General features: G+C 71.6%; 18 protein-coding genes. 1 reads left to right on the top strand and 17 read right to left on the bottom strand.

From position 1 onward, the window contains the following. Positions 1–112 precede the first annotated feature (112 nt). From ACQFYA_RS06370 to ACQFYA_RS06345, 6 genes are all read right to left on the bottom strand, one after another. Positions 113–1,120: an ABC transporter substrate-binding protein gene (locus ACQFYA_RS06370; protein ID WP_499122295.1), complete on the bottom strand. Its 1,008-nt coding sequence runs from the start codon at positions 1,118–1,120 to the stop codon at positions 113–115. A gap of 262 nt (positions 1,121–1,382) precedes the next feature. Then, positions 1,383–2,894: an L-arabinose isomerase gene (gene araA, locus ACQFYA_RS06365; RefSeq protein WP_499122294.1), complete on the bottom strand. Its 1,512-nt coding sequence runs from the start codon at positions 2,892–2,894 to the stop codon at positions 1,383–1,385. Between the two features lie 46 nt (positions 2,895–2,940). Next, positions 2,941–3,639, bottom strand: coding sequence for an L-ribulose-5-phosphate 4-epimerase (locus ACQFYA_RS06360; RefSeq protein WP_499122293.1), 699 nt, complete (start codon positions 3,637–3,639; stop codon positions 2,941–2,943). 26 nt (positions 3,640–3,665) lie between these two features. Next, positions 3,666–5,297 (bottom strand): xylulokinase, encoded by a 1,632-nt coding sequence (locus ACQFYA_RS06355; RefSeq protein WP_499122292.1) that lies wholly within the window; start codon positions 5,295–5,297, stop codon positions 3,666–3,668. A 137-nt stretch (positions 5,298–5,434) separates the two neighbouring features. Then, positions 5,435–6,517 carry a LacI family DNA-binding transcriptional regulator gene (locus ACQFYA_RS06350; protein ID WP_499122291.1) on the bottom strand — a complete coding sequence of 361 codons (1,083 nt, stop codon included), beginning with the start codon at positions 6,515–6,517 and terminating at the stop codon, positions 5,435–5,437. Next, a complete protein-coding gene (locus tag ACQFYA_RS06345) occupies positions 6,514–7,068 on the bottom strand; it encodes a GNAT family N-acetyltransferase (RefSeq protein ID WP_499122289.1) in 555 nt (184 codons plus the stop codon). Before ACQFYA_RS06345 ends, ACQFYA_RS06350 begins: the two co-directional genes overlap by 4 nt. Before the next feature lie 69 nt (positions 7,069–7,137). Here ACQFYA_RS06345 and purU point away from each other — a divergent pair, with 69 nt between their 5' ends. Further along, positions 7,138–7,983: a formyltetrahydrofolate deformylase gene (gene purU, locus ACQFYA_RS06340; protein WP_499122287.1), complete on the top strand. Its 846-nt coding sequence runs from the start codon at positions 7,138–7,140 to the stop codon at positions 7,981–7,983. A gap of 179 nt (positions 7,984–8,162) precedes the next feature. Here purU and ACQFYA_RS06335 read toward each other — a convergent pair whose 3' ends face one another. From ACQFYA_RS06335 to ACQFYA_RS06285, 11 genes are all read right to left on the bottom strand, one after another. Then, positions 8,163–9,272, bottom strand: a complete 1,110-nt coding sequence (locus ACQFYA_RS06335) for a substrate-binding domain-containing protein (protein WP_499122285.1) — start codon at positions 9,270–9,272, stop codon at positions 8,163–8,165. Positions 9,273–9,348: 76 nt separating this feature from the next. Next, positions 9,349–10,641, bottom strand: coding sequence for a multiple monosaccharide ABC transporter permease (gene mmsB, locus ACQFYA_RS06330; RefSeq protein ID WP_499122284.1), 1,293 nt, complete (start codon positions 10,639–10,641; stop codon positions 9,349–9,351). A gap of 31 nt (positions 10,642–10,672) precedes the next feature. After that, entirely contained in the window at positions 10,673–12,217 is a 1,545-nt protein-coding gene (mmsA, locus tag ACQFYA_RS06325) for a multiple monosaccharide ABC transporter ATP-binding protein (RefSeq protein WP_499122283.1), read from the bottom strand. A gap of 152 nt (positions 12,218–12,369) precedes the next feature. Further along, entirely contained in the window at positions 12,370–13,104 is a 735-nt protein-coding gene (locus ACQFYA_RS06320; protein ID WP_499122282.1) for an ATP-binding cassette domain-containing protein, read from the bottom strand. Beyond that, on the bottom strand, positions 13,101–14,333 hold the full coding sequence (locus tag ACQFYA_RS06315; RefSeq protein ID WP_499127453.1) for an ROK family transcriptional regulator: 1,233 nt from the start codon (positions 14,331–14,333) through the stop codon (positions 13,101–13,103). The genes ACQFYA_RS06320 and ACQFYA_RS06315 overlap by 4 nt, the downstream gene beginning before the upstream one ends. A gap of 103 nt (positions 14,334–14,436) precedes the next feature. Continuing rightward, positions 14,437–15,615 (bottom strand): multiple monosaccharide ABC transporter permease, encoded by a 1,179-nt coding sequence (mmsB, locus tag ACQFYA_RS06310; RefSeq protein WP_499122281.1) that lies wholly within the window; start codon positions 15,613–15,615, stop codon positions 14,437–14,439. Next, the gene (gene mmsA / locus ACQFYA_RS06305; protein WP_499122280.1) at positions 15,612–17,171 is read right to left on the bottom strand and encodes a multiple monosaccharide ABC transporter ATP-binding protein; all 1,560 of its coding nucleotides are present in this window, start codon (positions 17,169–17,171) and stop codon (positions 15,612–15,614) included. Before mmsA (ACQFYA_RS06305) ends, mmsB (ACQFYA_RS06310) begins: the two co-directional genes overlap by 4 nt. Positions 17,172–17,318: 147 nt before the next feature. Further along, positions 17,319–18,482, bottom strand: coding sequence for a multiple monosaccharide ABC transporter substrate-binding protein (gene chvE / locus ACQFYA_RS06300; protein WP_499122278.1), 1,164 nt, complete (start codon positions 18,480–18,482; stop codon positions 17,319–17,321). Between the two features lie 325 nt (positions 18,483–18,807). Next, positions 18,808–19,251: an SRPBCC domain-containing protein gene (locus tag ACQFYA_RS06295; RefSeq protein ID WP_499122277.1), complete on the bottom strand. Its 444-nt coding sequence runs from the start codon at positions 19,249–19,251 to the stop codon at positions 18,808–18,810. Beyond that, a complete protein-coding gene (locus tag ACQFYA_RS06290; protein WP_499122276.1) occupies positions 19,251–19,583 on the bottom strand; it encodes an ArsR/SmtB family transcription factor in 333 nt (110 codons plus the stop codon). The genes ACQFYA_RS06295 and ACQFYA_RS06290 overlap by 1 nt, the downstream gene beginning before the upstream one ends. 46 nt (positions 19,584–19,629) lie before the next feature. Then, on the bottom strand, positions 19,630–23,181 hold the full coding sequence (locus ACQFYA_RS06285) for an ATP-binding cassette domain-containing protein (RefSeq protein WP_499122274.1): 3,552 nt from the start codon (positions 23,179–23,181) through the stop codon (positions 19,630–19,632). Positions 23,182–23,235: the final 54 nt, after the last annotated feature.

Genomic DNA, 23,235 nt, shown 5'->3' with positions numbered 1-23,235 from the left:
CGAGCCGGCGGGAGTGCTCGTCATCGTTGACCTCCGTGGGAGCGGCAGGATCGCCGGCGGCCCGCCCCCGGTCGGGGCGGACCGCCGGCGGGTCCGGACGGGTCGGGACGCGTCAGTACTCGCGGTCCGGCAGCGCCTCCTTGGCGGCTTCCTGGTCGAACGACTCGTCCTTGACGACGATCCGCTTCTGGACCTCCTCGCCCGCGACGACCTTCTTGGCGATGTCCGCCAGGTCCGGGCCGAGCAGGGGGTTGCACTCGACGATGAAGTTGATCTTGCCGTCGGCCAGGGCCTGCATGCCGTCCTTGACCGCGTCGATCGTGATGATCTTGATGTCCTCGCCGGGCACCTTGCCCGCGGCCTCGATGGCCTCGATGGCGCCCAGGCCCATGTCGTCGTTGTGCGCGAAGACGAGGTCGATGTCGTCGTACTTCTGCAGGAAGCCCTCCATGACCTGCTTGCCCTCGGTGCGCGTGAAGTTGCCCGTCTGGGAGTCGATGATCTCCATGTCGGACCCGGCGATCGCGTCGGCGAAGCCCTGCTGGCGGTCGATCATCGGGGCGGAGCCGGTGGTGCCCTGCAGCTCGACGACCTTGTAGCCCTCGCCGTCGTACTGGTCCACGGCCCACTCGCCGGCCGTCTTCCCCTCGAGCACGAAGTCCGAACCGATGAACGACTCGTACAGGGTGTCGTCCTCGCTGTCGACGGCGCGGTCGGTGAGGATCACCGGGATCTCGGCAGCCTTGGCCTCCTCGAGGACGGCGTCCCAGCCGGTCTCGACCACGGGGCTGAAGGCGATGACGTCCACGCCCTGCTGGATGTAGGAGCGGATCGCCTGGATCTGGTTTTCCTGCTTCTGCTGGGCGTCGGAGAACTTGAGGTCGAAGCCGTTGTCGGCCGTGAGCGTGTCCTGGATGGACTTGGTGTTGGCGGCTCGCCAGCCGGACTCGGCGCCGACCTGGGAGAAGCCGAGGCTGATCGTCTCGGCGGCCGCGTCTCCACCGGTCGCGGCGTCCGAGCCGCCGTCGCTCGGCGTCTGCTCGGAGCTGCACGCCACGAGGGCCGTGGCCGTCAGGGTCGCGAGCAGCGCCGCGCCCGCGCGTCGGAAGTTCTTGCCCATGTTCTCCTCCTCGAGACTCCGGACGGCCGGCGTGGCGCCGGCCTCGGGTCGCCGTCGACCCTCCCGCCAAGCAAGCTTGTGAGCGTTAACATAGCCGAGGTGTGACCGACGACACATCACCCGCCGGGGACCTCACCCATCACGATTCCGTAACGCGTCGCGGCCCGAGGGCGGCCGGGGACGCGGCAGGGGCCGCCGTCCTCTCGGACGACGGCCCCGCACGCTCCCGACCGGAGCGAACTACCTGGAGCGGCTCAGCAGGTCACAGACCCTGGGCAAGGCGGTAGTACACCTGGTTCCAGCGCACCTGGTCGGCGAAGCCCCGGCGCGTGGTCGACTCGTCGATGACGAGCAGCTCGGTGCGCGCGATGTTCGCGAACACCTCGAACGCATCGACGCCGGCCGCGGTGGACATCACCGTGTGGTGCGCCCCGCCGGCGGTGAGCCAGGCCTCGGCCGAGGTGGTGAAGTCCGGGCGCGGGGCCCAGACGGCACGGGCCACGGGCAGGTTCGGGAGGTCCTGCGTCGGCGGGACGACGTCCACCACGTTCGCGGTGAGGCGGAAGCGGTCGCGCATGTCGGCCAGCGACACGACGACGGCGCCCTCGGTCGCGTCGGCGTCGAACACCATGCGGACCGGGTCCTCCTTGCCGCCGATGCCCAGGGGGTGGATCTCCACCCGCGGCTTCGACGTCGTGAGGGACGGGCAGACCTCGAGCATGTGCGCGCCGAGGATGAGCTCGGAGCCCGGGGTGAGGTCGTAGGTGTAGTCCTCCATGAGGGAGGCGCCGCCCGGCAGCCCCTCACCCATGACCTTCGCCGCGCGCACGAGGACGGCGGTCTTCCAGTCGCCCTCGGCGCCGAACCCGTAGCCCTTGCCCATGAGTCGCTGCACGGCGATGCCCGGGAGCTGGCGCAGGGCGCCGAGGTCCTCGAAGTTCGTGGTGAACGCCTTCGCGCCGCGCTCGGTGAGGAACGCCTCCATGGCGATCTCCTGACGGGCCGCGTAGCGCAGCGACTCGTGCCGCTCGCCGCCCTTGCGGAGCTCGCCGACGACGTCGTAGAGCTCCTCGTACTCCGCGACGAGCGCGTCGACCGCGGCCTCGTCCACGGCGTCGACGGCCTCCACGAGGTCGTTGACGCCCCACGTGTTCACGGAGACGCCGAAGCGCAGCTCGGCCTCGGTCTTGTCGCCCTCGGTGACCGCGACGTTGCGCATGTTGTCGCCGAAGCGGACCAGCTTCAGCTCGTGCGTGGCCGCCCAGCCGGCGGCGCCGCGCACCCAGGTGCCCACGCGGCGGGTCACGGCCGGGTTCGACGCGTGCCCGACGACGGTCGTGCGGGCGACGCCCAGCCGCGTGGCCAGGTACGCGTACTCGCGGTCGCCGTGCGCGGCCTGGTTGAGGTTCATGAAGTCCATGTCGATCTCCGACCAGGGGAGCTCGACGTTCGCCTGCGTGTGCAGGTGCAGCAGCGGCTTGCGTAGCTGGTCCAGCCCGGAGATCCACATCTTCGCGGGGCTGAAGGTGTGCATCCAGGTGATGACGCCGAGCACCTTGTCGTCCGCGTTGGCGTCGAGCATCGCGCGGCGGATCGAGTCCGCGTCCTTGAGCACGGGCTTCCAGACGACGGTCGCGGGCACGTCCGACGACGCGTCCAGTGCGCGGGCGACCTCCTGCGACTGCTCGGCGACCTGCTCCAGCGTCTCGGGCCCGTACAGGTCCTGGCTGCCGGTGAAGAACCAGACCTCGCGGTCGGCGTACGGCTTGCTCATGGGGTGTCTCCTTCGGTGGTTGAGCCTGTCGAAACCTGGACCGGGCTCAGTGCTGGCCGTACACGTTCTGGTAGCGCGCGTAGAGCGAGTCCACGTGCTCCTGCGCGATCGGGAGCGGCTCGCCGAGCTGGCGCGACACGTGCACCGTGCGGGCCACCTCCTCGCACATCACGGCGGCCTTGACCGCGGCACGCGCGTCCTTGCCGATGGTGAACGGGCCGTGGTTGCGCATGAGCACGGCGGGGCTGCGCGACCCGCTGAGGGTCTCGACGATGCCGCGGCCGATCGAGTCGTCGCCGATGATCGCGAACGGCCCGACAGGGATCGGCCCGCCGAACTCGTCGGCCATCATCGTGAGCACGCAGGGGATCTCCTCGGCCCGCGCGGCCCAGGCCGTGGCGTAGGTGGAGTGCGTGTGCACGACCCCGCCGACCTCGGGCATGTGGGAGTACACGTAGGCGTGCGCGGCGGTGTCGGACGACGGCGAGCGGTCGCCCTCGACGAGGTTCCCGTCCAGGTCGCACACGACCATGGACGCGGGCGTGATGTCGTCGTACGAGACGCCGGACGGCTTGATGACGAGCAGGTCGTCGCCGTCGGGGTTCACGACCCGCTCGGACACGTTGCCGGCGGTCCACACGACGAGCTCCCAGCGGGGCAGCTCGGCGTGCAGGGCCGCGACCTTCTCCTTGGCGATGTCGACGGCCTCGCGCAGGTGCGCGGGGACCTCGGTGAGGGTGCTCATGTGCTTCTCCAGTGCGGGGTGGGGCGTCAGAGGGCGGCGGTGGCGGCTCGCTCGACGGCGAGGCCGGCGGCGTACCGCTCCAGGTAGGCGGCGAAGCCGGCGACGTCGGCGGCGTCGGGCTCGGCGACGTCCAGGACGACGTCGGCGAAGACCTGCTCGGTCAGGTAGGCGTCGAGGGCGGGCGCGCCGGAGCCCGCCTCGGCCCGGGCGCGGGCGTACGCCGCGAGGACGGCGATGCCCCAGGCCCCGCCCTCCCCCGCGGTCTGCCCGACGGCGACCGGGGCGTCGATCGCGCCGGCCAGCAGGCGCTGGGCCACGCCGGCGGTCCGGAACAGGCCGCCGTGCGCGAACATCGTGTCGATCGCGACGCCCTCGCCGTGCAGCACGCGCATGCCGAGCGCGAGCGTGCCGAACACGCCGTAGAGCTGCGTGCGCGCGAAGTTCGCCAGCGTCAGGCGGCTGTCGGGGGTGCGGACCACGAGCGGGCGCCCCTCGTCGAGGCCCGTGATGGGCTCCCCGGCGAGGTAGTTGTAGGCGAGGAGGCCGCCGCCGTCCGGCGCCCCGTCGAGGGCGGCGCGGAAGAGCGCGCCGAAGACGGCGTCCGGCTCGACCGGCTGCCCGAGCGCGGCCGCGAACTGGCCGAAGACCCCGGCCCACGCGTCGAGCTCGCTGGCGCCGTTGTTGCAGTGCACCATCGCCACGAGGTCGCCGGCGGGGGTGGTGACCAGGTCCAGCTCGTGGTGCACGCTGGCGAGCGGCTGCTCGAGCACGACCATCGCGAAGATCGACGTGCCCGCGCTGATGTTCCCGGTGCGGGGCGCCACCGAGCCGGTCGCGACCATGCCGGTGCCCGCGTCGCCCTCGGGCGCGCAGAGCAGCACGCCCGCCTGCAGGGCGCCCGACGGGTCGAGCAGCGCCGCGCCCTCCGGGGTGAGCCGCCCGGCGTCCTCGCCCGCGGTGAGCACCTGCGGCAGCAGGCCCTCGACGTGCAGGCCGGGGCGCTTCGCCGCCACGAGGTGCCGGAACTGCTCGAGCATCCGCGCGTCGTAGTCGCGCGTGGCCGGGTCGACCGGGAACATGCCCGACGCGTCGCCGACGCCGAGCACGTGCCGGCCGGTCAGGGCGTGGTGCACGTAGCCCGCGAGGGTGGTGAACGACGCGATCTGCGGCACGTGCGGCTCGTCGTCGAGGATCGCCTGGTACAGGTGGGCGATCGACCACCGCAGCGGGACGTTGTACCCGAAGAGCTCGGACAGCTCGGCGGCCGCAGGCCCCGTGCTGGTGTTGCGCCACGTGCGGAACGGCACGAGCAGCCCGCCGTCGGCGTCGAACGGCAGGTAGCCGTGCATCATCGCCGAGACGCCCAGCGCCGCGTACGTGGTGGGGCGCACGCCGTAGCGCCGCTCGACGTCGGCGACCAGCGCGGCGTAGGCGCCCTGGAGCCCGGCGTGCACGGCGTCCAGCGAGTAGGTCCAGACACCGTCCGCGAGCTCGTTCTCCCACGCGTGCGAGCCGCTCGCGATCGGGGCGTGGTCCGGCCCGACGAGGCACGCCTTGATGTTGGTGGAGCCGAGCTCGATCCCGAGCGTCGCCTCCCCCGCGGTGATCGCGGCCCGGACGTGGTCCACGTCGTCAGGCTGCGCGCCCTGCTGCGCCATCGTTGCTCCGTCCTCGCCCGCCCGGGCGTCGTCGAGTTCCGTCGTCGCGTGCGGCGTCGGCGGCCTCCACCCGGCGCACGACCCCGGATGTCGGCCTTGATGTTAGCGCTCACATGCATGCCGGCCCAACCTGCGCGTCAGCGCGCGGGCGGCCCGGTGCTCGAGCGCAGCACCAGCTCCGGCGCGATGCGTTCCGTCGGCACGCGGCCGCCGGCGAGCGCCGCGACCACCATCGCCACGCTGCGCTCCCCCAGCACCCCGAACGGCTGCCGCACGGTGGTCAGCGGCGGCACGAAGTAGGCGGCGCCGGCGACGTCGTCGAAGCCCACGACGGACACGTCGTCCGGCACCGAGAGCCCGCGCTCCCAGAACGCCCGCAGCATGCCGAGCGCCAGCTGGTCGTTCCCGGCGAACACGGCGGTCGGGCCCTCCTGCGCCGCGACGGCCTCCGCCAGGTCGCGGCCGGCGGCGTACCCGTCCCCGGCCGACCACGTGCAGTACCGCGGCCGGCTCGGCGCGATCCCTCGCGCCTCGAGGGCCTCCCGCCAGCCGGCGGCGCGCTCGCGGGCGTCGAACCAGTCCTGCGGGCCGGCGACGTGCAGCACGTCGCGGTGGCCGAGGTCGAGCAGGTGCTCGGTCGCCGCGCGCGCCCCGGCCCGCTGGTCGACGGCGAGGGACAGCGTCGTCGAGCCGGCCGCGGCCGTGGTGCCCACGTCGCGCGGGAGCCGCTCGAGCGCCGCGACCACCAGCACCGGGACGGGCGCCCGGAAGGACTCCACCGCGGCGGCGACGTCGTCCTGCGGCGCGATGACGACGATCGCCTCGACGCCCTGGTCCATGAAGTGCTCCAGGGCCTCGTGCATCGCCTCGGCGTCGTACCGCTGCAGCGTCGCGACCGAGACGTAGTAGCCGTGGTCGCGCGCCGCGCCCTCGATCGCGATGAGCGTGCTGGTGGGCCCGAAGAGCGCCGACCCCGTGGTGACCACACCGAGGGTCGTCGACCGCGCCGTGGCCAGCGCCCGGGCGGCGCTGTTGCGCCGGTAGCCCAGCTCCGCGATGGCGTCGAGCACGCGCTCCCGCGTCTCGCCGCGCACGCTGGGGTGCTCGTTGAGCACCCGGGAGACCGTCTGGTGGGACACGCCCGCGACGGCTGCCACGTCGGCCATGGAGGGGCGCCGCGACCGGGGGCGCGCGGCCGCCCGCCCGCCGGCGTCGGTCATGGCTCCTCGGCTGCGTTCCTCGCGTCGACCTCGTTGAGCACCCGTCGCAGGTAGGTGAGCGTGAGCTTGCCCGCGGCCCGGTCGTACTGCTCCTCGTAGCCGTGCTTGGTGTACATGGCGAGGTTGCGCTTGGAGTCCTTGCCCGTGAACGCCCAGACCTCCGTCACCTCGGACGGCAGGAACTGGAGGATGGCGAACATCAGCGACGTCCCGATACCCCGGGCCTGCTGGTCGGGGGCCACGGCCAGGCGGCCGATCGTCGCGCGTGCGCCCTCGATCTCCAGCCGCAGCGACCCGACGAGGCGGTGCCCCTCCCACGCGCCGACGGTCACGACGTCGTCCCGCGCCATGTCGTCGCGCAGCTCGTGCAGCGTCTGCGTCAGCGGCGGGATGTGCGGGTCGTCGTAGAGCTGCGCCTCGCTGACGAACGCCGCCCGTCGCAGGGTCAGCAGCTCGCCCGCGTGCGCGTCGTCGACGAGCTCGATCCGCAACGTGTCGTCGCCGTTCTCCTGCTCGACTTCCTGGGCGTCGGTGCCGGGTGCCTTGCTCATGGGGCCATCGTGGCAGACGGACGGCGGACGTGTCGTCGCACGCCGGGAGCCGTCGGCCACAATGGGCGGGTGACGACCGAATGGGTTCTGACGCTCTCCTGCCCCGACCGGCCCGGGATCGTGCACGCCGTCGCGGGCGTGCTCGCCGACCTCGGCGGCAACATCACCGAGTCGCAGCAGTTCGGGGACCCGGCGTCGGGGCTGTTCTTCATGCGCGTCCAGGTCGAGGCCGAGGCCGGCCGCGACGAGCTGGCGGCCGCGCTCGCATCCGTCACGGAGCGGTTCGGGATGACCTGGGAGCTGGACGCCGTCGGGAGGCGGCTGCGCACGCTGGTGCTGGTCAGCAAGGCACCGCACTGCCTGGTCGACCTGCTCTACCGCGAGCGCTACCAGGACATGCCGGTCGAGGTCGTCGGCGTCGTCGGCAACCACCCGGACCTGGCCGACATGGCCGCGTTCTACGGCAAGCCGTTCCACCACGTGCCCGTCACCCGGGACACGAAGGGCCAGGCCGAGGCCCGGCTGCGGGAACTGGTCGCGGAGCTCGACGTCGAGCTCGTGGTGCTCGCCCGGTACATGCAGATCCTGTCGGACGAGCTCTGCCGCGACCTGCAGGGCAAGGTGATCAACATCCACCACTCGTTCCTGCCCAGCTTCAAGGGCGCGCGCCCCTACGCCCAGGCCCACGACCGCGGCGTCAAGCTCATCGGCGCGACGTCGCACTACGTCACGGGCGACCTCGACGAGGGCCCGATCATCGAGCAGGACGTCGAGCGCGTGGACCACTCGCGCGCCGTCGCCGACCTCGTCGCGCTCGGCGAGGACGTCGAGCGGCGCACCCTGGCGCGCGCCGTGCGGTGGCACGCCGAGCACCGGGTGCTGCTCGACGGCCACCGCACGGTCGTCTTCCGCTGACTCGGGTCGGGCCACCGACTCCTCGACCAGGGTCTTCCACGGTCGTCGAAACAGAGCGTCAGCCCGTCGTCCCGCCGCGACGCCCGCGTGGCGCAGGCACAGAGCCCGCGACACCGACGGCGGCTGGGCCGTGGTGTCGCGGGCTCTGACGGTGCTGCAGGTGGTGGCGGCTCAGGCCGTCACATGGTCAGGTCCTCCAGGTTCGGGTCGCCCTTGTAGACCTCAGCCGCGTTCTCCTCGGTCACGATGACCGGCTCGAGCAGGTTGGCCGGGACCACCTTGACCCCGTTGTCGTACGACTCGGTGTCGTTGACCTCAGGGTCCTCGCCGGCCTTGTACGAGCCGACGGCGTCGATCGTGGCCTGGACGAGCTTGCGGGTGTCCTTGTAGATCGTGGAGTACTGCACCCCCTGCATGATCGACTTCACGGACTCGACCTCGGAGTCCTGGCCGGTGAGGACCGGGACGTCCTTGCCCGCCTGCTTGGCGGAGGTGAGCGCCGCGCGCGCGAGCGTGTCGTTGGGCGACAGGACGCCGTCGAGCTCCGCGTCCTTGTAGCTGCCGGACAGGATGGTGTCCATGCGGTTCTGGGCGTTCTCCGCCTCCCAGCCCTGGGTCGCGGTCTGCTGCTGGCTGGTCTGCCCCGACTTCACCACGAGCGTCTTGTCGTCGATCTTCGGCTGGAGCACGCTCATGGCGCCCTCGAAGAACGGCTTGGAGTTCGCGTCGTCGGGCGACCCCGAGATGAGCTCGATGTTGTACGGGCCCTCGCCCTTGCGGTCCGCGAGGCCCTCGAGCAGGGACTGGCCCTGGAGCTCGCCGACGTGGAAGTTGTCGAACGCCTCGTAGACGTCGACGGCGTCCGTGTTCTGCAGCAGCCGGTCGTACGCGATGACGGGGATGCCCGCGTCCTTGGCCGCCTTGAGCTGGCTGCCGAGCTGCGAGCCGTCGATGGCGCCCACGACGAGCACCTTGACGCCCTGCTCGATCATGGCCTGGATCTGGTTCTGCTGCTCCGAGACGCCGCCGTTGGCGAACTGCACGATCGGGTCGTAGCCGGCCTCGGTGAGCCCGTCGTTGAACAGGTTCTCGGCGAGCACCCAGTTCTCCGACGTCTTCTGCGGCAGCGCGACGCCGATCTTGGCGCCGTCCTCGAAGCCCGCGGCCGCGGACGCGCCGCCGCTCTCCTCGGAGGAGGGGCCACCGCGGTCCGAGGACGAGCACCCGGTCAGCGCCAGGGCGCCGGCCGCGGCCAGGGCCACGAGCCCTGTCGCGAACTTGGTCTTCATGGGGTCCCACTTTCTCTTCACGACACCCGCCGTCGGGTGCCAGTTCGTGGACGGATCTGTGTGGTGCGGCCGGAGGTCAGCCGCGGGAGGTCGCGCCGTCCGAGACGGGGACCTCCGGCTGGACGTCGTCGGCGCCGGGCGTGCCGCCGGTGCCCTTCTTCCCCTTCCCCAGCCACGGGAAGACGAGCCCGATGATCGAGGGCCGGCCGGTGACCTTGCTGTGCACGTCGAACGCCACGGCGACCAGCAGCACGAGACCCTTGATGATCTGCGTCGTGTCGGAGCCGACGCCCATGAGCTGGAGCCCGTTGTTCAGCACGGCCATGACGAGGCCACCGATGACGGACCCGACCACGGTGCCGACGCCGCCGGAGACCGCGGCCCCGCCGATGAAGACGGCGGCGATGGCGTCGAGCTCCCACATGTTGCCGTCGGAGGGCCCGGACGCGGTGGCGCGGCCGACGAAGACCATCCCCGCGACGGCCGCGAGGACCGACATGTTCATCATCACGAAGAAGTTGACGTGCCGGATGTTGATCCCCGACAGCGCGGCGGCGGCCCGGTTGCCGCCCACGGCGTACACGTGCCGGCCACCGATGGTCCGCGACGCGACGAAGTTGTACAGGATGACGAGCGCGACGAGCACGAGGCCGGCGATCGGGAACGAGGTGCCGTAGCGCCCGCTGCCGAACAGGTAGGTGAGGTAGGCGATCACGCCGCCCACGACCACGACGCGCACCAGGGCGACCCAGAGCGGCGGTTGCTCGACCTCGAGGCGCGCGGCGCGGGCCCGGCGGCGGAGCTCGGACCAGACCACCGCGACGAGCGCGAGCACGCCGAGCAGCAGCGTGGAGTTGTTGAGGCCGGTGTTCGGCCCCCACTCCCAGAGGTAGCCCGCGCCGATCCGCTGGAGCTCCTCGGGCACCGGCACCGTGGACGAGTGGCCGATGCGCTGGTTGAGACCGCGGAACAGCATCATGCCCGCGAGCGTGGTGATGAAGCCGGGGATGCCGACGTAGGCCACCCAGAACCCCTGCCAGGCACCGATCACCACCCCGACCGCCAGGCCGAGCAGGATGCCGGCCCACCAGGGGATGCCCCAGTCGCGGAGCGCGATGGCCACGATGATGCCCGTCACGGCGGCCACCGAGCCGACCGACAGGTCGATGTGGCCGGCGATGATCACCAGGACCATCCCGATCGCGAGGATCAGGATGTAGGAGTTCCCGATGATGATGTTCTGCGCGTTGGACGCGGTGAGGACCAGCCCGCCCGTGGCGATCTGGAAGTAGGCGAGGAGCGCGAGCAGGGCGAGCACCATGCCGTACTGCCGGATCCCCCCGCCGAACAGCTGCTTGAGTGACGACATCGTCGTGTTCCTTCGTGTGGGGTCGGTCGGGTCAGCGCGCCGGCGTCGGCGCGCCGGTCATCAGGCGCATGAGCTCTTCCTGGGTGGCGTCCGCCTGGTCGACGACGCCGGTCACCCGCCCTTCGAAGACGGTGTAGATCCGGTCGCACAGCCCGAGGAGCTCCGGGAGCTCGGAGGAGATGACGACGACCCCCTTGCCCTGGTCGGCGAGGCGCTGCACGAGGCCGTAGATCTCGTACTTCGCGCCGACGTCGATGCCGCGGGTCGGCTCGTCGAGGATGAGCAGCTCCGGCTCGGTGAACATCCACTTCGCCAGGAGCGCCTTCTGCTGGTTGCCGCCGGACAGCGTGGCGACGCCGTCGCGCACGCTGGGCGACTTGATCCCCAGCGACTTCCGGTACTCCTCGGCCGCGAGGTAGGCCCGGTCGTGGTCGATGACGGGGCCGCTCGACACCTTCGGCAGGTTCGCCGAGACCACCGTCTGCTGGATCGTGTCGAGCAGGTTGAGCCCGAGGGTCTTGCGGTCCTCGGAGACGTAGGCGATGCGGTGGCGGATCGCGGAGAGCACGTCGGGGACGACGATCTCCTTGCCGTCCATCCGGAGCGTGCCCCCCAGGTAGCGGCCGTAGCTGCGTCCGAAGATCGACCGCGCGAGCTCGGTGCGCCCGGCGCCCATGATCCCCGCGAAGCCGACGATCTCCCCGCGGCGCACGTGGAAGGCGGACTGCTTGCACACGAGCCGGCCGGGCACCTCCGGGTGCTCCACGGTCCAGCCGTCCACCTCGAAGAACGTCTCCCCGACCCGGGGCGTGTGGTCCGGGAACCGCGACGCGAGGGAGCGGCCCACCATGCCGCGGATGATGCGGTCCTCGTCGATGCCGCCGGCACGGACGTCGAGCGTCTCGACCGTCCTGCCGTCGCGGATGATGGTGATCGAGTCGGCGATCTCCTCGATCTCGTTGAGCTTGTGGGAGATCATGATGCAGGTCAGACCCCTGGAGCGCAGCCCGCGCAGCAGGTCCAGCAGGTGCTCCGAGTCGTCCTCGTTGAGGGCGGCGGTCGGCTCGTCGAGGATGAGCAGCCGCACGTCCTTCGCCAGCGCCCGGGCGATCTCGACCAGCTGCTGCTGCCCGACGCCGATGTTCTTGACGAGCGTGTCCGGCGAGGCGCGCAGGCCCACGCGGGCGAGCAGCTCGGTGGACCGCTGGCGCGCGGTCTCCCAGTCGATGCCCACCCGGCCGCGCACCTCGTTGCCGAGGAAGATGTTCTCCGTGATCGACAGCTCGGGGATGAGCGCGAGCTCCTGGTGGATGATCACGATCCCGGCCTGCTCGCTCGACCGGATGTCCTTGAACTCGACGACCTCGCCCTGATAGTGGATGTCGCCGGAGTAGGAGCCGTACGGGTACACGCCCGAGAGCACCTTCATGAGCGTCGACTTGCCGGCGCCGTTCTCCCCGCAGATCGCGTGGATCTCGCCGGAGCGCACCTCGAGCGAGACGTCGTCCAGGGCCCGGACGCCCGGGAACTCCTTGGTGATCGACCGCATCTCGAGCACGGCATGGTTCTCTGACATCGACTCTCCCTCGAGCGTCGGGTCGTCAGCAGTGACAACCCGGTAAGCAACGCACCGGCGACGCTAGACCTGCGGATTTCTTGTCGTCAACTTCCGAACGCAACCTGTGTCACGCTCGTGACCTTTCACCCGACGGGCGCGCCGTCGTGCGATCACGAGGCGCCTGTGATCGCCGCGAGGATCTCCTCGTGCGCGGCGGACGCCGCGAAAGTTCCGTTGTTGCGCCCGTGCCGCAGCACCTCGATGCGGTCGGAGACGGCACGCACGTCGTTGAGGTTGTGACTGATGAGGATCACACCCAGGCCGAGGTCCCGGAGCCGCTGGATGTGCGTCAGCACCTCTGCGGTCTGCGCCACCGAGAGCGCCGCGGTCGGCTCGTCGAGCACCACGATGCGCGGTTGCCCGATGAGGGTCCGTGCGATCGCCACGGCCTGACGTTGTCCGGCGGACAAGCTGCGCAACGGCGTGCGTACCGACGGGATGCGCACCGTGAGGTGCTCCAGCAGCTCCCGCGTCTCGGTCTCCATGCGGCCGTCCTGCAGCAGGCCGGTCCGGCCGCGCAGCTCCTGCCCCAGGAAGACGTTCGCGGTGACATCGAGGTTCTCGCACACGGCCAGGTCCTGGAACACGCTCGCCACGCCCAGCTGGTTCGCCGCCGACGGAGACGCGATCGTCACCGGCTCACCGTCGATCTCCACCGCTCCCGAGCTCGGGGTCAGCACGCCGGCCACGACCTTGGCGACCGTCGACTTTCCGGCGCCGTTGTCACCGACGAGGGCGACGACCTCGTGCGCATGCACCTCGAGGTCGACGTCCACCAGCGCCTCGACCGCCCCGAAGTACCTGCTCACCTGCCGCAGTGCGAGCAGCGGCGTCCGTCCCCTCACCGGTTCTCCTTCCGTTCCTGCGCCGGCACGGGCTCTGCTCGCGCCATGACCGTCGGCCGGGCGAGCGAGCCGTCGTCAGACTGGTCGAGCAGGTCGGTGTGCTGCAAGGCCAGGGCAAGGGCTCCCTCGAGCTCGGCGCGCGCGCCGAGCGCCGCCGGGACCACCTCGAGAGGTGTGACCTGGTGCAGCAGCGTGCGCCGGCGCAGCGCCTCACGCAACGGACCGAGGAACACCTCCCCCGTCGTCGCCAAGGCGCCACCGACCACCACCAGCTCCGGGTTCATCGACGTCGCCACGCCGGCCACCACGCCGCCGACCACCGCCCCCGCGTCCGCCACGATCTCACGGCAGCCGGGGTCGTCGTCGAGGGCCAGCCGGACCACGTCGTTCAGGGTGAGACTCCCGTGACTGGTGCGCAGCGGCTCGAGCAGGGCCCGGTCCCCGACCACGGTGTCGAGGCAGCCTCGGCTGCCGCACGAGCAGATGTTGCCCGACGGGTCCACCTGGATGTGGCCGATCTCGCCTGCCGTGCCCGCGACCCCGCGATGCACACGGCCCGCCAGGACGAGGCCCGCCCCCACGCCGTGCCCTGCGCGCACGTACAGCGCGTCGTGCACGTCCCGCGCCGCGCCCACCGTGCTCTCGGCGAGCGCGCCCAGGTTGGCGTCGTTGTCGACGAACACGGGCCGGGCCAGGCGCTTGGACAGCACCTGCGCCACCGGCACGCCGTCCCAGCCCCGCAGGATCCCCCGCACGGTGACCTGGCCTGACGAGGAATCGACGGGAGCGGGCAGCCCGAGGCCGATGCCGAGCACCTCGGGCAGCTCGGCGCCCACCCGCTCCAGCAGGTCGACGACGAGCAGCGCGGCGCGGTCGAGGCTCGTGTCCGCGCGGTGCTCCGCCGGCAGCGGCAGCACCTGCTCGGCGAGGATCTCGTGCGACACGTCCGCGACGGCCACCGTGAGCTGGCGGGTGCCGACCAGCACCCCGGCGACCAGCCCCACCCGGTGCGCCAGAGTGACGAGCTGCGCGCGCCGGCCCGAGCGCACGGTGTTGCGCACCTCGACGAGCTCGGCGGCGACGAGCTCCTTGACGATGGTCGACACCGTGGCCGGGGAGAGCCCCGTCGCACCCGACAGCTCGACCTGCGTGAGGCCACCGTGCCGTTTCACGGCGTCGACGACGCGGGCCCGGTTGGCCTCACGCAACGAGGACTGGGAACCCACCATCGGCAGCCGTCCTCTCACGCCGGGGATTCTATGGTGCGACGACGCGCGGGACGGCGGTGGTCCGCCGTCCCGCGCGTCGTGGTCGTGACCGCGGACGTGCCGGTCAGCGCAGCGCGGCCGCGCGGCGCCGGTTGTAGATGTCGAAGGCCACGGCCAGCAGCAGCACGAGACCCTTGACGATGGGCTGCACGGACGTCGAGACGCCCATGAGCTGCATGCCGTTCGAGATGACCGCCATGATGAGGCCACCGATGATCGCGCCACCCACGCGGCCGACGCCGCCCGAGGTCGAGGCGCCGCCGATGAAGCAGGCCGCGATGGCGTCGAGCTCGAACATGTTGCCCGCCGCGGGCTGAGCCGCGTTCATGCGGGACGAGTACACGACGCCCGCGATCGCGGCGAGGAAGCCCATGTTCACGAAGATCCAGAAGTTGACCTTCCGGACCTTGACGCCCGACAGCTCGGCGGCGTGCCGGTTGCCGCCGACGGCGTAGACGTGCCGGCCGAACACCGACTTCTGCGTGACGAGCGTGTACGCGATGGTCAGGACCGCCAGGATGATGAGCACCACCGGCAGGCCCCGGTAGGTACCGAGCTGGTAGGCGAACCACATCACCACGGCCGCGATCACCACGAGCTTCGTGACGAACAGAGGCATCGACTCGACCGACTGCTGGTAGGCGATCTTGCTCTGCCGGCCGCGCCACTGCGCGACCCCGTAGCCGACGACCCCGATCGCGAAGATCACGAGCGTGAAGACGTCCACGCCGTAGCCGCCGAGCAGGCCGTTGAGGAAGCCGTTGGCGATGTCGGAGTACGGCGTGCCGAACGGCGACAGGGAGATGTTGTCGAGCACCACGTACGTGAGGCCGCGGAACAGCAGCATGCCGGCGAGGGTGACGATGAAGCCGGGGATACCGACGTAGGCGACCCAGAAGCCCTGCCACGCCCCGACCAGGAGGCCGACGACGAGGGCGGCGAGCACGCCCATCCACCAGGGCAGCCCCTGCTTGATGACGACGACGGCAGAGACCGCCCCCGTGAGGGCGACCACCGATCCCACCGACAGGTCGATCTGCCCGGCGACGATGATCATCACCATGCCGATCGCCAGGATCAGGATGTAGGTGTACTGCAGGACGATGTTCGTGAGGTTCGTCGGCGACAGGAACATCGGGTTCAGCAGCGCGAAGATCGCGACGATCACGACGAACGCGACCAGGATCCCGCTCTGCCGCAGGTTCCGGGTCAGCATGTCCCGGGCCGAGGCGATGGCGTTCATGAGGCGTTTTCCTTCGTGGGCAGGGGCTGGTCGCGCTCGAGGGTCATGAGCTCCATGAGCCGCTCCTGCGTCGCGTCGGCGACGGGGAGCTCACCCGTGATGCGGCCGAAGGCCAGCGTGTAGATGCGGTCGCAGGTGCCGAGCAGCTCGGGCAGCTCGGAGGAGATCACGACGACCGCCTTCCCGGCGGCGACCATCTTGTTGATGATCGTGTAGATCTCGAACTTGGCCCCGACGTCGATGCCGCGGGTGGGCTCGTCGAGGATGAGGACGTCCGGGTCGGTGTACAGCCACTTGGACAGCACAACCTTCTGCTGGTTGCCGCCCGAGAGCTGGCCGACGACGGACATGACGTCGGGCGCCTTGATGTTCAGGCTGCCGCGGTACTCCTCGGCGACCCGGATCTCCTCGTTGTCGTTGACCCAGCCGCGCGGCGCGAGCTTGCCGAGCCCGGCGGACGAGATGTTCTGCCGGATGTCGTCGATGAGGTTGAGCCCGTAGACCTTGCGGTCCTCGGTGGCGTAGGCGATGTGGTGCTCGATCGCCTCGGCGACCGTCCGCGCCTGGATCTCCTTGCCGTCCTTGTACAGGCGGCCGGAGATGCTGCGCCCGTAGGAGCGGCCGAAGATGCTCATGGCCAGCTCGGTGCGCCCGGCGCCCATGAGGCCGGCGATGCCGACGACCTCGCCGGCACGGACGTTGAACGAGGCGCCGTCCACGATCTTCCGCCCGATCTGGGTGGGGTGGTAGACGGTCCAGTCCTCGACGCGCAGCACCTCGTCGCCGACCACGGTCGAGCGCTCCGGGAAGCGGTGCTCGAGGTCGCGCCCCACCATGCCGCGGATGATCCGGTCCTGGGTGGAGCCGGCCTCGCTCATGTCGAGGGTCTCGATCGTGCGGCCGTCCCGGATGATCGTGGTGCGGTCGGCGATCTCCTCGATCTCGTTGAGCTTGTGGGAGATGATGATCGAGGTGATCCCCTGGCCCTTGAGGTGGCGCAGGAGGTCGAGCAGGTGCTCCGAGTCGTCGTCGTTCAGGGCGGCGGTCGGCTCGTCCAGGATCAGCAGGCGCACCTCCTTCGAGAGCGCCTTGGCGATCTCGATGAGCTGCTGCTTGCCGACGCCGAGCTGGTTCACCGGCGTGACGGGGTTCTCGTCGAGGCCGACGCGCGCCATGAGCTTCGCGGCCTCGGTGTTGACCTTGTTCCAGTCGATGAGCCCGGAGCGACCCCGCTGCTCGTTGCCGAGGAAGATGTTCTCGGCCGCCGACAGGTACGGCACCAGCGCGAGCTCCTGGTGGATGATGACGATGCCGCGCTTCTCGGAGTCGTTGATCGACCCGAACGTGGCGGTCTCGCCGTCGTAGACGATCTCGCCGTCGTAGCTGCCGTGCGGATAGACGCCCGACAGCACCTTCATCAGCGTCGACTTGCCGGCGCCGTTCTCGCCGCAGATGGCGTGGATCTCGCCCCGGCGGACGTCGAGGTCGACGCCGTCGAGCGCCTTGACCCCGGGGAACTCCTTGATGATGGAACGCATCTCGAGGATGGTGCTCATCGCGCGGCCCCCTCCGATGCCTGAACCATGACGTGGGGAGCGTTCATGCGCCCTCGTCCCTTCTGAGTGGGTGCGGGCCGCGCGAGCTGCACGCGCGGCCCGGGACGGGGCCGCCCCTCGTGGGCGGCCCCGTCCCGGAGGATCAGGTCAGTCGGTCTGACCCTTCTTGATCTCGTCCGCGGTGTAGTAGTCCGTGTCGACGAGCTTCGACTGGATGTCGTCCTTGAAGATGGTGTCGAAGTCGAGCAGGTACGACGGCACGACCTTCACGCCGTTGTCGTACGTCTCGGTGTCGTTCGCCTCCGGCTCGTTGCCCTCGGCGAAGGCCTGAGCGGCCTTGACCGCCTCGTCGGCGAGCTTGCGGGTGTCCTTGAAGATCGTCGAGGACTGGACGTCGTCCTCGATGAGCTTGACCGACGCGATCTCGGCGTCCTGCCCGGTGACGACCGGCAGGCCGTCCGACAGGGTCGGGCCCATGCCGGCGCCCTTGAGCGCGGTGATGATGCCGCGCGACAGCGGGTCGGCCGGGGCAAGGACGCCGTCCAGCTTCTCGCCGCCGTTGTACGTCGAGGTGAGCAGGTTCTCCATGCGCTTCTGCGCGGTCTCCTGCTCCCAGCGCTGCGTGGCGGCCTGGTCGAACTTCGTCTGCCCCGACGGGACCTTCAGCGTGCCGTCGTCGAGGAACGGCTTGAGCGTGTCCATCGCGCCGTCCCAGAAGAACGTGGCGTTGTTGTCGTCGGGCGACCCGGCGAACAGCTCGATGTTGAACGGGCCCTTCTCGCCCGTCTTCTCGCCCTTCTCGTCGACCAGCCCGAGGCCGCGCAGCAGTGCGGTGCCCTGCTGGACGCCGACCTCGTAGTTGTCGAACGTGACGTAGAAGTCGACGTTCTCACTGTCGCGGATGAGCCGGTCATAGGCGATCACCGGAATGTTCGCGGCGGCCGCGGCCTCGAGCTGGCTCGACAGGGCGGTGCCGTCGATCGAGGCGATGACGAGGACGTCGACGCCCTCGGTGATCATCGAGTCGATCTGCTGCGTCTGGGTCGGGATGTCGTCGTTGGCGAACTGCAGGTCCGCCTCGTAGCCGAGCTTCTCCAGGCCCTTCTTGATGTTGTTGCCGTCCTGGATCCAGCGCTCGTACGTCTGCGTCGGCATCGCGACGCCGACCTTGATGTCGTCGTCGCCGTTCCCGGCGGCGCCGCCACCGCCGCCGCCGCCGCTACCGCCGGCACCGGAGCCGCCGCACGCGGCGAGTCCCAGCGTCAGCGCCGCACCGGCGGCCACCGCGCCCATCGTCTTGGCGAGTCGCATCCTCGCGCTCCTTCTCGTCCTCGAGGGTCCTCCGGCGCCGACCGTCGCCGCCGGTGCTCGGTCCGCCGGGAGCCCCCGGCGACCGAACAGGTCCGCCGTACACCTTGCTGCGTTCGACTCCCGAAGTCAAAGCCTGGACGGACGAGAGTGGTAACGATCGGATCACGGGACCCGGACCGCCGCGGCACTCACTGCGGCTTCGAGCAATCATGAGGAATCGCGCCACTCTCATGGCGCCGTGGCAGGTGGACCGACCGTGTGGGCATGCGCGGCGAGCGCGTCCACGACGCACCGACCTTTAGTTCGAGGCGCGAACAGAAGCGGGTCATGCCGCGACGGCGACGAACCGGCCCAGCACGATCCCCCACCCGGCGTCGTACGCGGTGCGCGCCCGGGCGCCGTCGTGCCGTCGTGCCCAGCCTGCATGGACGAGCTCGACCTCCGTGCCGCCCTCGACCGGGCGGAAGGTCACCTCGACCCGGGTCGCCTCCGCCTCCGGCGTGCCCGGGTGCCACGTGAACGCGACGCGCCGCGGCGGTTCCCAGGCAGTGACGACGCCCCAGACTGCGGGGGACCCGTCGGCGAGCGTCTCCACGAGCCGGCCGCCCACGCCGGGCTCGAGGACCACGCCGCCGGACCGGTCGCCGCCCACGGAGTGCGTGGCCAGCGGCCACCACTCCCCCAGGCGGTCGGTGAAGACCTCGAAGGCGACCCCGGGGTCGTGCCGCACGACGACGGACTTGCGCAGGACTTCCGCGTTCTCGGACATCACGACTCTCCTTGGTCAGTGCTCTCGCTGCCGCCCGTGCGGTCCGCGTGCCCGGCGAACGCTCCGAGCACGTCGGTCCAGAAGCCGTCGAGCCAGCCGCGCAGCGCCTCGAACCCGCCCGCCTCGAGGCGGTACAGGTTGCGGGTGCCGACGGTCTCGAACGCGACGAGCCCGGCCGCGTGCAGCACCTTGAGGTGCTGCGACACGGCCGGGCGGCTCACGGGCAGGTCCGCGGCCACCTCGGCGACGGAGGCCGGGCCGCGGGACAGTCGCTCGACGACGGCACGCCGGGTGGGGTCACCGAGGGCGTCGAGCGCATCTTGGTAAGTCACCACGAACGGTAAGTTACTCCTTACCGTCTGTCCTCGCGAGGTGGGCTCAGCCGGCCAGGTGCCCCCAGCGCGGCGCGAGCTCGCGCCACGGGCCGACCTCCGCGACCTCGCCGTCGGCGAGGACGACGACGCGGTCGGCGCGGGACAGGGCCGCGCGCTTCGACGTCGCCCCGACGACGGTGGTGCCGCGCTCGCGCAGCGAAGCCCACAGCTCGATCTCCGTGGTGGCGTCCAGGGCGCTCGAGACGTCGTCGGCGAGCAGCAGCTCGGCGTCCGTCGCCAGCGCCCGCGCGAGCGCGAGCCGCTGCACCTGGCCGCCGGACAGCCGCACCCCGCGGTGCCCGACGAGCGCGTCGGGGCCGCCGGCCTCCGCGACGTCCTGGCCGAGGCGCGCCGCCGCGACCGGGCCGTCGACGTCCCGCACGTGGTCCAGGCGCACGTTCTCGGTGAACGTGCCGGACAGCACGCGCGGCACCTGCGCGACGTGCGCCACCTGCCCGGGGCGCAGGAAGACCTGGGCGTCGGCGACGTCCTGGTCGTTCCACCGGATGCGCCCCGTGTGCTCCATGAGGCCGCTCAGCGCGGACAGCAGGCTCGACTTGCCGGAGCCGACCTGCCCGAGCAGCAAGACGAGCTCGCCCCGCCGCACCTCCAGGTCGACGCCGGAGACGCCGATGGTGCCGTCGTCGTGCACGGCAGTGACGCCCTCGAGGTGCAGCCGCTCCAGGGACCGCCGCGGTCCCGGCGCCGGCCGGGGCGCCTCGCCGGTCACGAGGTCCACGCCGGACGGGAGGTCCATGAGGTCCGCGCCGGCCGCGAACCGGCCGGTGGCACGCTGCCACGACCGCGTGCCCGGCGCCTCCGTCACGACCGCCCCCGCGACGACGCCGAACCAGCCGAAGCCGTTCACGGCGTTGGCCACGAGCAGCGCGGTGGCCAGGCCCCAGGTGCCCGTGAGGAGCCCCGCCCAGGCGGCGACCACGCCGAGCTGCACCATGATCATCGGCACGCCGTCCAGGGCCGCCTGGATGCGGTGCTCGAAGATCGCGGCCCGCACGCGGCCCCCGTCCACGTGCCGCAGGTGCGCGTGCACCTGCGGCGTGCGGGCGGCGAGCTTGACGGTGCGGGCGGAGTCGAGGGCCGAGACGAGCGCGCGGCCGAACCGGGCGCGCGCCGCGGACGACTTGGTGGCCGAGCGCCCGGCGATCGGCCGGCCGATCGCCGACGCGGCCGCCGAGACGACCATGACGGCAAGGAGCACCCCGCCGGCCAGCCACGACCTGCTGAGCAGCGCCGTCACGCCCGCGATCACGAGGCCGTTGACGAAGTCGACCCAGCGGTCCGAGTAGCGGACGAACCGGTCGGAGTCCATCGCCCGCGCCACGACCTCGCCCGGCGGGGTGGCCCGGAGCCGCTGCTGGCGCGTCTGGCCGGTCATGACCGCCATCCGCACGCGCAGCAGCACCTCCACCCACCAGCGCGGGTAGACGTACAGCGCCCACGCGAGGGCCAGCGGCGCGACGACGAGCAGCACGACGAACGTCACCAAGAGGGCCGTCGGGAAGCCGTCGGCAAGGCCCTCGACCGCCTGGCCCCACAGGAACCCGGTGAGCGCGCCCTGCGCGGAGACGAGGCTCGCCACGAGGAACAGCCCCGCGCCGAGCACGCCCCACGCGGGCCGCACGAACAGCGCGTGCAGCACGCCCCGCGCGAGGCTCGGGCCCTCGCCCGGATCCTCCAGCTCCGGCGGCGCTCCGAGGCGGCGCCGGCCGCCGACGGCCGGGCCGTCGGTGGTCGAGCTTGTCGAGACCTGGGTCTCGACAGGCTCGACCAGCGGGGCGACAGGCTCGACGCCCGACGTCTCCGCGCTCGCCAGGAGCAGGTCGCGGTAGGGACCGTCCTCGCGCGCGAGCTGCGCGCGGGGCCCCTGCTGCACGACCCGGCCGTGGTCGAGGGCCGCCAGCAGGTCGGCGCGCTCGATCGTCGTGAGGCGGTGCGCGACGAGCACGCCCGTGCGGCCGGCGAGCAGCCGCTCGGACGCGGCCACGACCCGCGCCTCGGTGAGGGGGTCCATCCGCGCCGTCGCCTCGTCGAGCACGACGACCTGGACGTCGCGCACCAGCAGGCGTGCGAAGGCGACGAGCTGCTCCTCCCCTGCCGACAGCGAGGTGCCGCCCGGGCCGAGCAGCGTGTCCAGCCCGTCCGGCAGGCCCGACACCCACGCGTCCAGGCGCAGCTCGCGCACCGCGGCCTCCACGTCCTCGCGGGACACGTCGGCGAACAGTGCGACATTCTCCGCCAGGGTGCCCGCGAGGATCTCGGTGCGCTGCGTCACGACGCCCACCGCGGCGCGCAGCTTCTGCAGGTCGAGGTCGCGCACGTCGACGCCGCCCAGCAAGACCGTGCCCGGCTCCGGCTCGACCGCGCGCGACAGCAGCGACGCGAGCGTCGACTTGCCCGACCCGGTGCGCCCGACGAGCGCGACGGTCTGCCCCGCGGGCACGCGCAGGTTCACGCCCTGCAGCGCGAAGGTGCCCTCGGCGTAGGAGAAGTGCAGGTCGCGCAGCTCGATGCCGACGGGCCCCTCGGGCAGGTCCCGCCCGCCCTCGGGCTCCGGCACGACGTACAGCATCTGCCGGATCCGGGTGATCGCGCCCAGGCCCTCCTGGATGTCGGGCAGGTGGTGGATGAGGTTGTCCACCTGGCCCACGAACATCGCGGTGACGAGGAACAGCGTGACGAGGTCCTGGACGGGCAGCGAGCCGTTCGAGGCCAGCGCGGCCCCGGTCACCGCGACGCCGGCGAGCAGCGCGGCGAGCACCAGCCCGGCCCGGCGCAGCATCGTCGACTCGACCGTCACGACGGCGGCGAACTTGCGGTGCACGTCGGCCGAGCGCTGCGCCAGGCGGCGGATCGCGAACGGCTGGCCGAGGCTGGTACGCAGGTCGTCGCGGGCGGCGACCGACTCCTCGAACGCCGCCGCGTGGTCGGTCCAGGCGGCCTCCTCGATCACCTTGCGGCGCGCGATCTCGCCGAGCATCGGCCGCACCAGGAAGCCGGCCAGCACCCCGAGCGCGGGGAACAGGAGCCATGCCGGCCACCAGGTGAGGCCGGCCACGACCCACATCGGCACGACGCTCACGACGGTGCGGCCGGCGCCCCAGAGCTGGCGCCGCACGAGCGTGCCGACGGCGTGCGTGTCGTCGTCGACGCGGTCGAGCACCTCGCCCACGGCCTGCTCGGTGAGCGTGGCGAGCGGCTGGTGCAACGCCGCCGTGAGCAGGTCGCCGCGCAGGCGGCCCTCGGCCCGGTCGACGACGCCCGCCCACACGACCTGCCCGGCCGCGTCGAACAGGGCGGCGCCGACCACGCAGACCGCGAGGAGCATGAGCAGCCCGGTCGTCGGGTCCTCCGCGAGGCGGCCCGCCACGACGGTGCCGAGGGCCGCACCGACCGCGCCGAGGGTGAGCGCGACCATCGCGACCGCCGCGACCGGGCCGCGGAGGCGTCGCCAGTCGAGGCGACGGGCCGGGTCGGTCGTCGAGGTGGTCGCGGTGGTCTGGTCGTGGTCCGCGCGGGCGGCAGGGGCGTCGATCATGGCCCGAGAAGCCTATGTGGGCCCACCGACGCGACGCCCCTGATTATTCGTCGG

It is taken from the genome of Promicromonospora sp. Marseille-Q5078, assembly GCF_050315395.1.
Classification (GTDB): Bacteria; Actinomycetota; Actinomycetes; order Actinomycetales; family Cellulomonadaceae; genus Isoptericola.
This window is presented reverse-complemented; position numbering and strand designations above follow the sequence as displayed.